The sequence below is a fragment of the Novilysobacter antarcticus genome (genome assembly GCF_019802285.1).
GTDB lineage: Bacteria > Pseudomonadota > Gammaproteobacteria > Xanthomonadales > Xanthomonadaceae > Novilysobacter > Novilysobacter antarcticus.
Genome location: NZ_JAIEUJ010000002.1, coordinates 242,689 through 257,984 on the forward strand (window position 1 = coordinate 242,689; position 15,296 = coordinate 257,984).

At 68.0% G+C, this 15,296-nt stretch carries 12 protein-coding genes; 9 read left to right on the plus strand and 3 right to left on the minus strand.

Going from position 1 to position 15,296, the window contains the following annotated elements; all coding sequences use genetic code 11:
• Positions 1-2: 2 nt before the first annotated feature.
• The 4 genes from KZ491_RS05855 (at position 3) to KZ491_RS05870 (ending at position 6,392) form a co-directional block, all read left to right on the plus strand.
• Entirely contained in the window at positions 3-740 is a 738-nt protein-coding gene (locus tag KZ491_RS05855) for a ribonuclease HII (RefSeq protein ID WP_222564942.1), read from the plus strand.
• Positions 741-976: 236 nt separating this feature from the next.
• Positions 977-1,627 (plus strand): hypothetical protein, encoded by a 651-nt coding sequence (locus tag KZ491_RS05860; RefSeq protein WP_222564943.1) that lies wholly within the window; start codon positions 977-979, stop codon positions 1,625-1,627.
• Positions 1,628-1,765: 138 nt separating this feature from the next.
• Positions 1,766-5,326, plus strand: coding sequence for a DNA polymerase III subunit alpha (gene dnaE, locus KZ491_RS05865; protein WP_222564944.1), 3,561 nt, complete (start codon positions 1,766-1,768; stop codon positions 5,324-5,326).
• A 106-nt stretch (positions 5,327-5,432) separates the two neighbouring features.
• Positions 5,433-6,392 carry an acetyl-CoA carboxylase carboxyltransferase subunit alpha gene (locus KZ491_RS05870; RefSeq protein ID WP_222564945.1) on the plus strand — a complete coding sequence of 320 codons (960 nt, stop codon included), beginning with the start codon at positions 5,433-5,435 and terminating at the stop codon, positions 6,390-6,392.
• A 14-nt stretch (positions 6,393-6,406) separates the two neighbouring features.
• On the opposite strand, the gene KZ491_RS05875 is transcribed toward KZ491_RS05870, so the two are convergent.
• Positions 6,407-7,468 (minus strand): NADH:flavin oxidoreductase/NADH oxidase, encoded by a 1,062-nt coding sequence (locus KZ491_RS05875; protein ID WP_222564946.1) that lies wholly within the window; start codon positions 7,466-7,468, stop codon positions 6,407-6,409.
• Positions 7,469-7,583: 115 nt separating this feature from the next.
• Here KZ491_RS05875 and tilS point away from each other — a divergent pair, with 115 nt between their 5' ends.
• The 5 genes from tilS to KZ491_RS05900 all read left to right on the plus strand — a co-directional run bounded on the left by tilS (position 7,584) and on the right by KZ491_RS05900 (position 13,309).
• Positions 7,584-8,876 carry a tRNA lysidine(34) synthetase TilS gene (tilS, locus tag KZ491_RS05880; protein ID WP_222564947.1) on the plus strand — a complete coding sequence of 431 codons (1,293 nt, stop codon included), beginning with the start codon at positions 7,584-7,586 and terminating at the stop codon, positions 8,874-8,876.
• A gap of 62 nt (positions 8,877-8,938) precedes the next feature.
• Positions 8,939-9,211, plus strand: coding sequence for an exodeoxyribonuclease VII small subunit (locus KZ491_RS05885; protein ID WP_043958708.1), 273 nt, complete (start codon positions 8,939-8,941; stop codon positions 9,209-9,211).
• Positions 9,204-10,085, plus strand: a complete 882-nt coding sequence (locus KZ491_RS05890; protein ID WP_222564948.1) for a polyprenyl synthetase family protein — start codon at positions 9,204-9,206, stop codon at positions 10,083-10,085. Before KZ491_RS05885 ends, KZ491_RS05890 begins: the two co-directional genes overlap by 8 nt.
• Positions 10,086-10,196: 111 nt before the next feature.
• A complete protein-coding gene (locus tag KZ491_RS05895; protein ID WP_222564949.1) occupies positions 10,197-11,996 on the plus strand; it encodes a CHASE2 domain-containing protein in 1,800 nt (599 codons plus the stop codon).
• Positions 11,993-13,309 (plus strand): M48 family metalloprotease, encoded by a 1,317-nt coding sequence (locus tag KZ491_RS05900; RefSeq protein WP_222564950.1) that lies wholly within the window; start codon positions 11,993-11,995, stop codon positions 13,307-13,309. Before KZ491_RS05895 ends, KZ491_RS05900 begins: the two co-directional genes overlap by 4 nt.
• Positions 13,310-13,399: 90 nt before the next feature.
• Here the strand turns inward: KZ491_RS05900 and KZ491_RS05905 are convergent, their stop codons facing one another.
• Together KZ491_RS05905 and pmbA are read right to left on the minus strand one after the other, a co-directional pair.
• Positions 13,400-13,813, minus strand: a complete 414-nt coding sequence (locus tag KZ491_RS05905) for a DUF4870 domain-containing protein (protein ID WP_281421652.1) — start codon at positions 13,811-13,813, stop codon at positions 13,400-13,402.
• A 66-nt stretch (positions 13,814-13,879) separates the two neighbouring features.
• The gene (gene pmbA, locus KZ491_RS05910; protein WP_222565494.1) at positions 13,880-15,190 is read right to left on the minus strand and encodes a metalloprotease PmbA; all 1,311 of its coding nucleotides are present in this window, start codon (positions 15,188-15,190) and stop codon (positions 13,880-13,882) included.
• Positions 15,191-15,296 lie beyond the last annotated feature (106 nt).

A 15,296-nucleotide genomic window follows, 5' to 3' on the forward strand; every position in this document is an offset into this window, starting at 1 on the left:
CGATGGGCTGCTGCACCGACCAACTGACCCTGCAACTGGACACCGTCAGGGCTGCCGAACCGTTCGCCGGTGTGGACGAGGCCGGACGTGGGCCACTGGCCGGTCCGGTCGTGGTCGCTGCCGTGGTGTTTGCGCCGGGTCGCACCCCGGTCAACGGGCTGGACGATTCCAAGGTGCTGTGTGCGCGACGGCGCGATGAGCTGTACGCGCGAATCGTGGAGCGCGCGCTTGCCTGGCACGTGGTCGCAGTGGAGGTCGAGGAGATCGACCGCATCAACATCTACCAGGCCACGATGGCCGGAATGCGTCGTGCGGTGGAGGCCGTCAGTCACCTTGCCGTCGCGGCCCGCATCGACGGCAACGTGATCCCGAAGGGGCTGCCTTGCCCGGCGGAAGCGTGGATCGGCGGCGACCGCCGCGACCGCGCCATCATGGCCGCCTCCATCCTCGCCAAGGTCACCCGCGACCGCCTGATGTGCGCGCTGGACCAGGAATGGCCGCACTACGGCTTTGCCGCTCACAAGGGCTACGGCACTCCGGCGCACCTCGCCGCGCTGGACCGGCATGGCGCCTGTCCCCACCACCGGCGAAGTTTTGCCCCGGTACGGAAGGTGATTGACCGGGACGGGGCCGGCGGGCTCAGCGCCGCGTCGATCGCCGGGCGGTCATCAGGTACTGAACGGGAACGGCCCCCGAAGCCCCGGTCAGACGTTCACCTGCCGTTTCCCAATCGCGGATAAACCAACGCGTAGAGGTATGCGCACGGGCCTCTCGGAATGTGGTGCGTGTCGCGCCCCAGGACTTGCGGCACTCGCCAGCTGGCCCGCGAGCGAGCACGCTGGAGTCGTGGAGCGTGCCGGGTCGCAGACCCATTGCACAGCGATTTGGCGGCTCTGGCCTGTCGCGGATGACGGTGTCTACCGTTGGATCCGCCAGCCACCCCGTCCAGGCATGGACAAGCAATGAGGCTATCCTCATGAACACGTCCCTATTCGTCGTATCCCCGCTGCCAGCAAGCCTGTTCAGCGGCGCGGTGCGACTGAACTCCAACCGCCACTCGATCGGCGACTTCGTACCCGACCCGGTCCGTCTGGCGCACTTCAATGCACTGCTGGCGCAGATCAGTGCCGAGCATCCCCAAGTCGACGGCGACCAGTTGGCCACCGCCGCGCGCGAGCTGATATTCCAGGCCCGGGACGGACGTATTCCCCAGTCGATCCGCGAACGGATCCGCCGCGCAGGCGCCATGGACCTGATGCAGTCCGATCCGGAGTGGGAGACCGACGCCGCGGCGGCGATTGCTGCCGCGACAGCGCTGGACTACCTGCATGGCAAGGACACTCTGATTCCCCACAGCCTGCCCGTGGTGGGCTGGCTGGACGGCGCGGTGGTGGTCGAGACGGCATGGCCCACTCTGGCCGACGAGGTCAGGGACTACCTCGACTTCTGTCGCCTGCGCAGGATCGAGGCCGGTTTGCGCGGCGAGTCACGCCGGCATTTCGGCTTCACCCGGGACCAGCTCGACGACGCCCGGACCGCCGAATGGCTGTGGACGGAACACTGCCGGAGGACCGGACGCACCAGCTACCTGTCGCAAGATGAGGCTGGGCGTTTCCGGGTGAACTGAGCCATTGCGTGCCGCGGGCCGGAAACCCGCGGCGCGCGTACCGTCGTCTTCGGTCCCCGCAAGGCTTGTCAAGGCCTTGCCCGGCCGACCGTGGCTGATACTCTGGGCGTTGCCCCAGCCGGTCGGTCCACGGCACGAATGCCAGCTCGCTTCACCCACCTTCACCTGCACAGCGAATTCTCGCTCGTCGACTCCACCATCCGGGTCAACGAGCTGGTCAAACGCTGCGTGATGCTTGGTCAGCCGGCGGTCGCCCTGACCGACGTCAACAACCTGTTTGCCGCGGTGAAGTTCTATCGCGCTGCGGAACAGGCCGGGGTCAAGCCGATCCTGGGCGCGGACATCGGCCTGGCCGATGGCAACGAGGCCAGCTCGCGCCTGACCCTGCTATGCCGCGACCACACCGGTTACCTGACCCTGTCGCGCCTGCTCAGCCGGATGTGGATGGAAGGCCACCGTACCGACAGCGTCGCGCTGCGCCCGGAATGGCTGCGCGAGGACAACGAGGGCCTGTTCGCCCTGGCCGGACGACAGAGCCTCGCCGGGCGCATGGCGACCTCGCAGCGGCCCGAGCTGGCCGAGGCCTGGCTGGCGGACTGGCAGGGAATTTTTGACGACCGCCTGCATCTGGAGCTGACCCGGACCGGGCGCGCCGACGAGCCCGCGTTCAACGAATTCGCGATCCACGCCTCGGCCAAGCGCGGGCTGCCGCTGATCGCCAGCAACGATGTCCGCTTCCTCGACCGCGACGGCTTCGACGCGCACGAGGCGCGCGTCTGCATCTCGACCGGCCGGGTGCTGGACGACCCCAAACGGCCGAAGGAGTACAGCGCCGAGCAGTACCTGAAGTCGTCCGAAGAGATGGCGGAGTTGTTCGCCGACGTCCCTGACGCGATTGACAACGCACTGGCGCTGGCGACCCGCTGCAACCTCGAGATGCAGCTGGGCACCTACTACCTGCCCGCATTCCCGGTGCCCGATGACCACACCATCGAGTCCTGGCTGCGCAGCCAGGCGCACGACGGGCTGGACGCGCGGCTGGAGAAGGCGCCGCTGGCCGAAGGCAAGACCCGACAGGACTACGAGGACCGCCTCGATACCGAGCTCGGCGTCATCCTGTCGATGGGCTTCCCCGGCTACTTCCTGATCGTTGCGGACTTCATCAACTGGGGCAAGGAACAGGGCATTCCGGTCGGGCCTGGGCGCGGCTCGGGTGCCGGTTCGCTGGTGGCGTGGGCACTGGGCATCACCGACCTGGACCCGCTGCCCTACGACCTGCTGTTCGAGCGCTTCCTGAATCCGGAGCGCGTGTCGATGCCCGACTTCGACATCGACTTCTGCATGGACCGCCGCGACGAGGTGATCGACTACGTCGCGCGCAAGTACGGCCGCGACCGGGTCAGCCAGATCATCACCTACGGCACCATGGCCGCCAAGGCGGTGGTGCGCGACTGCGGGCGCGTGCTCGGCCATCCCTACGGCTTCGTCGACGGGATCGCCAAACTGATCCCGATGACGCTGGGCGTGAGCCTGAGCGACGCGCTGGGCGAGTCGGAGGCGGCCAAGAAGAATCCCGAGCTGGCGTCCGGCGACCTGATCGCGCGCTATCACTCCGAAGACGACGTGCGCGACCTGCTGGACCTCGCGCGCAGTCTGGAGAACCTGACCCGCAACGCCGGTCGCCACGCCGGCGGTGTGGTGATCGCACCCTCGCCGCTGAGTGATTTCTGCCCGCTGTTCGCCGAGCACGATGGCGAGGGTCGCGGCAAGACGCCGGTAACCCAGTTCGACAAGGACGACGTGGAATCGGTCGGGTTGGTGAAGTTCGACTTCCTCGGCCTGCGCACGCTGACGATCATCGACTGGGCGGTGAAGGCGATCAACGTGCGCCGCGCCAAGACCGGCGAAGAACCGCTGGACATCACCGCGCTGCCGCTGGACGACAAGCCGACCTACGAGCTGTTCGCCCGCGGCGAAGGCGTGGCGGTGTTCCAGTTCGAGTCGCGCGGCATGCGCGAGTTGCTCAAGCGCGCCCGCCCCGACACCTTCGAGGACATCATCGCGTTGGCGGCGCTGTTCCGCCCCGGTCCGCTCGGCTCGGGGATGGACAAGGACTGGGTGGACCGCAAGCACGGCGTGGCCGAGGTCAGCTATCCGCATCCGTCATTGGAGCCGGTGCTGAGCCCCACCTATGGCGTGATCGTCTACCAGGAACAGGTGATGCAGATCGCCCAGGTCATGGCTGGGTACTCGCTGGGCGGCGCCGACCTGCTGCGCCGCGCGATGGGCAAGAAAAAGCCCGAGGAAATGGCCAAGGAACGGGCCAAGTTCGAGGCCGGCTGCCTGGCCAACGGCATTCCGGCCAAGGTCGCCAGCCCGATCTTCGACCTGATGGAGAAGTTCGCCGAGTACGGCTTCAACAAGTCGCACTCGGCCGCCTATGCGCTGGTCGCCTACCAGACCGCGTGGCTGAAGGTGCACTACCCGGCCGAGTTCATGGCCGCGGTGCTGTCCTCCGACATGGACAACACCGAGAAGGTCACCGGTTTCCTGGACGAGTGCCGGGCCATGAATCTGACCGTGCTGCCACCGGATGTGGACGCCTCGGCGTACATGTTCGAGGCGGTGGAACCGGACGCCGGAGCAGTGCCCGTGGACGCCGATGCCAAACCGCCTGTCGACACGATCCGCTACGGTCTGGGCGCGGTGAAAGGTGTCGGTTATGGCGCGTGCGAGGCGATCGTACAGGCGCGCCGCGCGGGCCCATTCGCTGACCTGCTCGACTTCTGCAAGCGCGTGGAAGGCGGCAAGCTCAACCGCCGCGCGTTGGAAGCGCTGACCCGCGCCGGCGCCCTGGACAAACTGGGGAAGAACCGCGCCAGCCTGATGCTGCAATTGCCCGAGGTGGTCCGCGCCACCGAGCAGCTGGCCCGCGAGCGCGAGGCCGGGCAGGTCAGCCTGTTCGGCGGCGGCGACGCCGGTCCAGCGCTGCATATCGACCTGCGCGAGACCGACGAGTTTCCGCTCGGCCAGCTGTTGGCCGGCGAGCGCGAAACCCTGGGCCACTACCTCAGCGGGCATCCCTTCGACCCTTACCGCGACGAGTTGCTGGACCTGATCGGGCACGATCTGGGTGCGCTGGAGAGGATCTGGGAATCGCGTCCGGAAAGCGCACGCAGCGGTTGGCGACCGGAGCTGGACACGGTCGTCGCCGGCCAGGTGGTCGCGCTGCGCAAGAAGGGCGACAGCCAGATGTTCGTGCAGATCGAGGACGGCAGCGGCCGGCTCGAAGTCGCGTTCTTCTCCGAGACCTATACCGACTTCGCCCCGCTGCTGACCCGTGACCGCCTGCTGGTGATCAAGGGCGGCTTGCGCGAGGACGCCTTCAGCGGTGGCTTCGCCCTCAAGGCCGAACGCTGCTGGGATTACAACCAGATCTGCGCCGATCACGCCAAGCGGCTGTCGTTGCGTCTGGACCTGCAGGTGCCCGGCACCTGGCAGCGGGTTGATGCGCTGCTGGCGCGACATCGTCCGGGCGGCGCGCGGGTCCGGCTTGACCTGCTGCTGCCCGTCGCCGCCGGCATGGTCGATCTGCCATCCAGCGGATCAGTACGGGTGGACGCGGAACTTGCCGGCCTGCTTCGCGCCGAGCCCGGCGTACGCGCGGTGAAACTGGCACTTGAGCGGCCGTGGGGTTGAACGGGTAGCACGCCAGCAGGTACGCCGTCGCTTGGCGCGTGCGCGCAGAGGGGTCGGTTAGACTGTCCGATTCACGGCAGTACGGCTGCCCAAGCCCAGGCTACCCATGAACCCGAACTACCTCGATTTCGAACAACCCATCGCCGACCTGGAAGCCAAGATCCAGGAGCTTCGCCAGGCCAGCCGAGGGTCCGCGGTGGACGCCGACAGCGAAGTGCACACCTTGCAGGACAAGCTGCGCAAGCGCACCGCGCAGATCTTCCGCGACCTCAGCCCGTGGCAGGTATCGCAACTGGCCCGGCACCCGGCCCGTCCGCACACCAATGACTACATCCGGGTGATGTGCGACGAGTTCCAGGAGCTGGCCGGCGACCGGGCCTACAGCGACGATCCGGCCATCGTGGGCGGCCTGGGCCGCATCGGCGGGCGACCGGTGGTCATCATTGGCCACGAGAAGGGCCGCGACACCAAGAGCAAGGTGCGCCGCAATTTCGGCATGCCACGGCCGGAGGGCTATCGCAAGGCGCTGCGCCTGATGAAGCTGGCCGAGCGTTTCCAGCTGCCGGTGCTGACCTTCATCGATACCCCCGGCGCGTATCCGGGCATCGGCGCCGAAGAGCGCGGCCAGTCGGAAGCCATCGCCCGCAACCTGCTGGAAATGGCCGAGCTGAAGGTCCCGATCATCTGCACGATCATCGGCGAGGGCGGCTCGGGCGGCGCGCTGGCGATCGGCGTCGGCGACTGCACCGTGATGCTGGAGCACAGCACCTACTCGGTGATTTCCCCGGAAGGCTGCGCGTCGATCCTGTGGAAGGACCCGGCCAAGGCCAAGGACGCCGCCGAGCAGCTGGGCCTGACCGCCAAGCGCCTGCACGGCCTCGGTCTGGTCGACAAGGTGGTGCGCGAGCCCACCGGCGGTGCGCATCGCAACCCGCGCCAGATCGCGACCCGGCTCAAGGCGGTATTGCTCAACGAGCTCGACATCCTGCAGGCCAAGCCGGTCGAGGAGTTGTTGCAGCAGCGCTATGAGCGGCTGCGCAACTACGGGGCCTACGAAGCAGCCTGAGCCACGCCGCGCCGTTACCAGGCGCGCTGGTATTGCACGGGCACCGGCAGCGCCGCACCCAGCTCCTTCGCGGCCCGCTGCGGAAAGTACGGGTCGCGCAGCAGCTCTCGGGCCAACAGGACCATGTCGGCGTCGCCGTTGGCCACCAGTGCCTCGGCCTGGGCGGCGTCGGTGATCAGTCCGACCGCACCGGTAGCGATACCGGCCTCGCGGCGGATGCGTGCGGCGAACGGCACCTGGTAGCCGGGCTCCACCGCAATCGTGACGTCCGGCACCAGCCCGCCAGATGAGACATCCACCAGATCGACCCCGTGCCCCGCCAGCATCCGGCACAGCGCGATGCTCTGCTCGATATCCCAGCCGCCCTCGGCCCAGTCGGTCGCCGAGATGCGCACCCACACCGGCAGCTCCCGGGGCCACTCATGGCGCACCGCGTCGAGCACGTCCAGCAGCAGGCGGGTGCGGTTCTCGAAACTGCCCCCGTAGTCGTCCTCGCGCCGGTTCGACAGTGGCGACAGGAACTGGTGAAGCAGGTAGCCGTGAGCGGCGTGGACTTCCACCAGCCGGAACCCCGCCGCCAGCGAGCGACGAGCGGCCATCGCAAAATCCTCGATGATCCGGGCGATGCCGCCACGGTCGAGTGCGCCCGGATCGGCGTAGTGAGCATCGAAGGCCAGCGCGGTGGGCGCCACCGGTATCCAGCCGCCGACCGCTGGAGCGACCGCGCCACGACCCCGCCACGGCGCATAGGTGCTGGCCTTGCGCCCGGCGTGCGCCAACTGGATCCCGGCCACCGCGCCCTGCGCCTCGACGAAGCCGGCGATGCGTTTCCAGGCGTCACGCTGGGCGTCATTCCAGATGCCGGTGTCCTCCGGCGAGATCCGCCCCTCGGGCGCGACGGCGGTCGCCTCGGCGATCACCGCCCCTGCGCCGCCGGCCGCACGGCTGCCCAGATGCACCAGATGCCAGTCCTCGGGCATGCCGTCACGCGCCGAGTACTGACACATGGACGAGACCACCAGCCGGTTGCGGAACTCGACTGATCTTTGCTGCAGGGATTCAAACAGGTGACTCAAGGTGTGCTCCGATCCGGGTTCAGGTGGACAACGTTAACAAGCTGGCCGCCACGCTGGCGTAACGGCCCCGCCCTTCGTGCCGGCCGCGGCGATCACGCCGTGGCACCATTTGCCGATGACAATCCCGGGCCACCCCTTTCACGACCGACCCGACGCGCCCCTGCTGGTCGGATTCAGCGGTGGGCTCGATTCCACCGTGCTGCTGAATGCTCTCGCCCGGGACCCGGCCGTGCGCCGCAGGGGACTGCGCGCCATCCATATCCACCACGGCATGCAGGCCGACGCCGACCGCTGGACCGTGCACTGCAACTCAGTCTGCGATTCGCTCGGCATCCCGCTGGACACGATCCGGGTCACCGTCCGCGTTGATGGACGCGGCACCGAAGCGGCGGCCCGCGATGCCCGGCATGCCGCGTTCGCCGGACTGATGGAGCGCGGCGATGTGCTGGTACTTGGCCACCACCGTGACGACCAGGCGGAGACCTTCCTGTTGCGTGCCCTGCGCGGATCGGGCGTGGACGGCCTGGCCTCCATCCGGCGCTGGCGGGAGTTTGCCCCGGGACGGCTGTGGCGCCCCCTGCTGGACACCTCGCGCGAGACGCTCTTGGCGTATGCCACCGCGCACGGCCTGCGCTGGATCGAGGACCCCAGCAATACCGATTCCAGTTTCGACCGCAATTTCCTGCGCCAGCAGGTCCTGCCGCTGCTGCGCTCGCGCTGGCCCGGCGCCGAGTCGGCGTTCGCACGTTCCGCAGCCCTGTGTGGGGAAGCACAGCAACTGCTGGACGACGGCGACGCCTCCGCGCTGGCGGCCTGCACCGGCAGGAACCCGCGAGTGCTTTCACGCGCAGCGCTACGCACCTTGCCCGCCGCTCGTCGAGCCCGCGTGCTGCGCCGATGGATCGCCGGACTGGGATTGCCAGCACTGCCGGCGCACGGCGTGGCGCGCATCGAATCGGACTTGTTACCTGCGCGTGCCGACGCCTTGGCGCGGTTCCAATGGAGCGGAGCGGTGATCCACGCCTGGCGCGACGGCCTGCACGCCGGGGCCATGCAGGACACCGTGCCCGAAGGCTGGAAGGCGACCTGGGACGGTCGCGAGCCCCTGAGTCTCCCAAACGGGAGCCGGTTGGCACTGGAAGGGGCGCCAGTATTGCCATGGACCTGCCATGTCACCACCCGCCGCGGAGGCGAGCGGATTACTCTTCCCGGGCGGACACACAGCCACTCGCTCAAGCATCTGCTTCAGGATCTGGATGTTCCGCCATGGCAACGACCCAACCTGCCGTTGCTCATGCGCACCGACGACAGTGTGCTGGCCGTAGCCGACCTGGTCTACGCAAAGGAGTTCGCAGACTGGCTCGACCTGCACGGCGCCACGCTGCGTTGGCTTCCACGCTCCGATTGACCGTCATTGGCCGGGCCCGGCCTTGCATTGACCGTCCGCGCACACTGGCCGACACTGCACGGATGCCCCGCAAACCCGATCCCGAAGAATCACCCGTCGCCCATTTCGAAACCTCGCTGGATGCACTCGAACAGCTGGTGGAAAAAATGGAAAAGGGCGACTTGAGCCTGGAAGAATCACTGGCCGCCTACGAACGCGGCGTCGGCCTGTACCGCAGTTGCCAGACCGCCCTGGAACAGGCCGAGCTGCGCGTCCGCCTGCTCAGTGACCCGCAGGATCCCGACAGCGCGGAGGAATTCCACCCCTTGCCCGATCCCTCGGCTCCCGATGCCTGAGACGCGTCTGGCGCAGTGGCGGGAGCGGATCGACCTGGCACTCGCCGCGGCACTGCCGAGCGCCGACAGCGGCCCCGGCCGGCTGCACGCGGCCATGCACCACGCCGCCCTGCTGGGTGGCAAGCGTATGCGGCCCCTGCTGGTCTACGCCGCCGGCGACCTGTGTGGCGCCGATCCGACCGCCCTGGACGCCCCGGCGGTGGCCATCGAACTGGTCCACGCCTACTCGCTGGTGCACGACGACCTGCCGGCGATGGATGACGACGACCTGCGCCGCAACAAGCCAACGGTGCACATCGCCTTTGACGAGGCGACCGCGATCCTCGCCGGGGATGCGCTGCAGACCCAGGCCTTCAGCGTGCTCGCCGATGCGCCGGTGAGCGATGCCGTCCGGGTCGCGTTGATGCGCACCCTCGCCCACGCAACCGGCAGCACCGGTATGTGCGGCGGCCAGGCGCTGGACCTGGCTGCGACCGGCAACGGCGCCACCATCGGCATCGACGCACTGGAACACCTGCACGCCCTGAAGACCGGTGCGCTGATCCGCGCGGCGGTACGCATGGGCGCCCTGTGCGCCAACGCGAGCGAAGGTGATCTCGCGCGACTGGATGCCTACGCCGACGCACTTGGCCTGGCGTTCCAGGTCCGCGACGACATCCTCGATGTCGAAGGCGACAGCGACACCCTGGGCAAGACCGCCGGCAAGGACGCGGCCCAGGACAAGGCGACCTTCCCCGCCCTGCTGGGGATGGAGGCCTCGCAAGCTCGCCTGCAGGAGCTCGCGGCGCGCATGAACGACGCCCTGGCACCGTTTGGTGAGCGCGCCGGCTTGCTCGCCGCCCTGGGACGTCAGGCGGTCGAACGCAGCTTCTGACCGGTTTCGCCCCCAAGCCTCGTAAGTGGTGGGGACAGGAGTTCCGGCAAAGCAGGTAGCGCGATGGGCAACGGCCCCGGCCATGCCTTACTGGCATGGCTACACACACGGATGGCAACGCTGGGCGTCCGCGCGATGGACGCCTGGACCGTCGTCCTGCGTGGCTATCGCCGACCACTGGCGTGGCTGACGCTGCAGCTGCGCTTCGCCTTCTTTCCGTTGCTGGCGGCGGCGGCGATTGGCTGGCTGGCGTGGGACTGGACCCATGAGCGTTCTCTGGATGCCGCCGAGGATGCAATCTTCGACCAGGTATTGCGGTGGCGGCCGATCGAGCCGACGCCATCGGGCCGGGTGGTGGTGGTCGAGATCGACGACTGCTCGATCGAGTACTTCCGCAGTGTGGGGGAAGGTGGCTGGCCGTGGAGCCGCGCCCGCCACGCCGACCTGATCGACGGGCTCGACCGCGCCGGTGTACGCGGGATCGGATTCGATGTCCTGTTCGCCGATCGCTCCGCGCAGGACCCCCAGGGCGATGAGTTGCTGGAAGAAATGGCCAAGGCGGGCGACGGCCGGTTCCTGTTTGCCGCCTCGCGCCTGCACCGCGACTTTGACGCTCGCGCATTACTCACCGCCGACCTCGCGCCCGCGGCGTATCCGCGCACGCGCGGCGCAGCGACGCCCGGGCCAACGGTCGCGCTGATGCTGCCCTACGGCCAAGCCATGGCGCGCCACAGCGCGCTGGTCAATGTCGCCCGGGCCGAGGACGGCGTGGTGCGCGACGTCCTGCTCTATCTGGACGCGGGCGACTGGAACATCCCCGCGCTGCCGATGCGCCTTGCAGCCCTGGCGGATGACGCCCCGGCAACGGTTCGGCATCCGCCAAGCCCATTGTTGCGGGTCAACTGGCGGGCCCGCTCGCAACTGCCCTATGCGAGCGCGGCAGACGTCATCGAGCAGCGCCCGATCTGTCACACCGAAGCGCACCCGATGCCATCCTTGACCGACACCGTGGCCCTGGTCGGGTTCACCGCGGCGGGCATCAACGATATCAAGCCGACCCCGGTCAATCGCGCGATGCCCGGGGTGGAGGTCCTCGCCGAGGCGACCGAGGCCCTGGTGGCCGGAAGCGCGATCCGGATGCCACCAGGTTGGGTGAAGTACGTGCTCGCCGCGTTGGCGACCCTGCTCACCACCCTCGTGTTCTGGCGCGGACAGCCGCACAAGGACGTGGATTCGGTGTTCGTGGCCATCAACGCGCTGCTGTTGTTGATCGCCTTCGCCGGGCTGACGTTGTTCGGGTTCTTCCTCGACATCTTTGCCTGCGTGGGCTTCATCAGCCTGTGTTTCGGTGCGTGCCGGATGTACTCGGGCGTGCAGCGCGGACGCGCGGACGGCAACAGCGACTACACCGTCGAGCATGATCCGGCCGCCGAGCCGTGGACGGCGGTGGTGCGACTGCGCCTGCTGCCAGACGCCACCTTGTCGGCGCGCACGTACAAGGTCCGGCGCCGCGAGTATCGGCGCGTCCTGCGCCGCTACGTCTATGCCGAGGACGGCATTGTCATGATCGACGGCGTGGTGGAGCGCAAGCACGTCATGACCGCGATGCTGGACGACATCGTCGTCCTGCTGTGGAACGGCAACAGCGAGGCCGCGCTGCGTGAGCGGGTCCGCAACGATCTGGATGCCCTGCAGGCGGAGCTGGTGCGCTATCCCGGCGCGCCGGCAGCCAGCGCGCAACTGGCGATCGCTTTTGCCATTTCCAAAACCGGTGGGGACAACCCGGACCAGCGCCGTCTGAAACTGCGCGGCCTGCTGGGCCAGGACTTCAACCAACGCCCCGAGCGGCCACTGGCCGACGCCATCACCTTGACTCACACGGGCCCAACGCCCGATGGAGAAATTGCATGAAGACCATCAGCAAACGCATCGGCGTGGCGATCCTGCCCGCGCTGCTCCTCACCGCCGGCGCCATTGCGGTGGCCGCCGAGATGCCAGCGATAGTGCACAAACCTTCGGTCGAGGTGCGCAGCGGGCCGGACTTCAACGCCGGGAAAATCGCCGTACTGCAGCGCAACGCGGCAGTGAAAATCATGGACCAGAACGGCCTGTGGTACCGGCTGCAGATGGCCGACGGCGCCAGTGGATACGTGCGCATCAACGATGTGCGGGTGGCAAGCGCCGGTGCCGAGACGCCTGCGGCCAACAGTCAGGCCCTGTTCGGCGGCAATTCCGGCCAGGGCAGGAGTACCGAGACGGCGAGCGTGCGCGGCATCACCGAAAGCACGCTGCGGACGGCCCGCAACGATGCCGCTGGCCTGTCGCAGCTGCAGGCCTACAGCGTCAGTGCAGAGGCCGCCGCGACGTACGCGCGCAGCAAGGGCTGGCAGCCGGTGCGCATCGCCTGGGGACCGGATGCGGCGGCCGCGCGCGGGAGCGCTGGCCAGGCAACCCAGGCTGACAAGCGGGCGACGCTGTCAACGGCGCGCGGACTGCTCTCCCGCCTCGGCGGCGGCGCCATCGCCGACAGCGCGATGCGGGTCGCCGACCGTGCGGTGGGCAAGTCGGAACAGGAGCTGGCCGCCGAGGAGGTGGAACTCGGGCCCGCGATTGCCGGCCGGGTGCTGGGCGCAGCGCCGCTGTGGGCCAACCCGGAAGCGCAGAAGCGGGTCAATCTGGTGGGACGTTGGGTGGCCTCGCAGACCTCGCGACCGCAGTTGCCATGGACCTTCGGTGTCATCGAGGACGGCGAGATCAACGCCTACGCCGCTCCGGGCGGCTACATCCTGGTCACCCGCGGCATGTACGACCTGCTCGACGACGATGCCGAGCTCGCGGCAGTGATCGCCCACGAACTGGGTCACGTCGTCCAGCGCGACCACTATGAAGTGATCCGCAAGCAGGAAATCGCCAAGGTCGGCAAGGACGTTGCCATGGCCCAGATCCGGCCGCAGGGCATCGCGGCGGATTTCGCCCGCGATTACGTCAACACGCACGGCGCGGCGGTGATGATGAGCAGTCTGGACCGCGACGCCGAGTACCGCGCCGACGAAGCCGCCGGGGTGTATCTGGCGCGCGCCGGGTTCGACCCGCTGTCGTTCTACGCGGTACTGCAAAAGATGGCCGCCTTGGGCACGCGTCCGGCGCGAATGTCGCAGCTCTACCGCACGCATCCACCGCTGCAGGCGCGCATGGATCGGCTCGACCAGCGCGTCCACCGCTGATTGGAGAGCGCAAAATGCAAACGGGCCCGGGGAATCACGCTCCCGGGCCAGTGGGTGCAAGTCGGCCGCAACAACGGGCCGATGCAGGAATCAGCTGACCAGACGCAGCGTCATCGGATAGCGGTAGGCGACGCCTTCGTTGCTCTTGATGGTGGCGATGATCGTCATCACCAGCCAGTAGATGCCCACGGCAAACGCGGCGAAGTAGAACAGGAAGCCGATCAGGATCACCAGCAGCACCGTTCCGACCGCCACCAGAGCCAGCGTGACAATGGCGATGGTGATGTTGAAGTTGAGCGCTTCCTTGGCCTGGTCGTCCACGAAGGGCATGGTGTCCTTCTGGATCAGCCAGATGATCAGTGGACCCAGGACGCAACCCAGTCCGCCGGTGAAAATGCCGGTGAGCGCGGACAGGTGGGCAAACATCGCCCATTGACGCTGCTGGACGGGAATTCCCTCGTCCTGCGGCGGGGTACCAAGTGGATCGTGTTCGTGAACGTTCATGCGAAACCCCCTGAATAGATTCGTGAAAGCATGTGCCCTGCCCGTGGGCAGGTCAATCGACTTGGCTCAGCCTTCGCCGGCCACCGTCATGCGCCCGACCAGAATCGATCCGGTCCGGATGTGCGAACGGTGATCGACGTCGCTGCCGACCGCCTCGATGGCGGCGAACATGTCTTTCAGGTTGCCGGCGATGGTGATGCCATCGACCGGATACTGGATCTGGCCGTCCTGAATCCAGAAGCCGCCCGCACCACGGGAGTAGTCGCCGGTAATCGTGTTCACGCCCTGCCCCATCAACTGGGTCACCAGCAGGCCGGTGCCCATGCCGGCCAGCATCGCCTGCAGGTCTCCGGCATTGCTGGCCACCTGCAGGTTGTGCACGCCACCAGCGTTGGCGGTGGTCTGCAGGCCCAGGCGCCGCGCCGAGTAGCTGCCAAGCACGTAGCGCTGCAGCACGCCGCCTTCGACCAGCGCGGACTCGCGGGTGGCGACCCCCTCCGCATCGAACGAGGACGAGCGGAATCCGCGCAGCAGGAACGGCTGCTCATGCAGGGCGAACCACTCGGGAAAAATCTGCGTGCCCACGCTGTCGAGCAGGAAGCTTGCGCGGCGATACAGGGCGCCGCCCGATACCGCGCCCAGCAGGTGCCCGACCAGTCCACGCGCAACTTCGGCGGCGAACAGCACCGGATACGCTCCCGTGGAAACCTGGCGCGGCGCCAGGCGCGAGATCGCCCGCTCGGCGGCCTTGCGACCGATTGCGCTGGCCGGTGCGAGGTCTTCGGGCGCCAGCGCAATGTCGTACCAGCCGTCGCGTTGCATCTGGTCGCCACGGCCGGCGATCAGCGCGCAGCCCAGGCTGTGGTGGGTGCCGCGCTCGCGGCCGACGAAGCCGTGCGAGTTGGCATACACCGAAACGGTGCTGCCACTGGTCGCCGAGGCGCCATCGGAGTTCTCCAGCCGTGAATCGGCATCGCGACCCGCCTGCTCGCAGGCCAGCGCCAGATCGATCGCCTCATCGGCCTGGATATCCCACGGGTGCCAGCTGTCGAACTCGCGCAGGTCGGTCGCCATCAGCTCCGCATCGGCCAGCCCGGCGGCCGGATCACGCTCGGTGTGGCGCGCGATCGCGCAGGCCTGGTCCACTGTTGTGGCCAGGCTCTCCTCGCGCAGGTCGGCGGTGGAAGCGCTGCCCTTGCGGCCGTCGAAGTAAACCGTGACCGCGATCGACCGGTCGCGGGTCGATTCCACTGTCTCCACCTCGCCCATGCGCACGCTGACGTTCAGGCCGGAATCCTCCGAACATGACACCTCCGCCTGGTCGGCGCCGTTGGCACGGGCCGCGTCGAGCAGCCGCCGGGACAGGCCGGCCAGCATGTCCAGCTGTTCCTCGCTGTTGGGAAGATTGGATGGAGGGGTCGGGCGCAGCTCGTTCAATGTCTTATCCTTGCAGGCTGTGGTTCCGGGCGATCGCTCCGGAGTC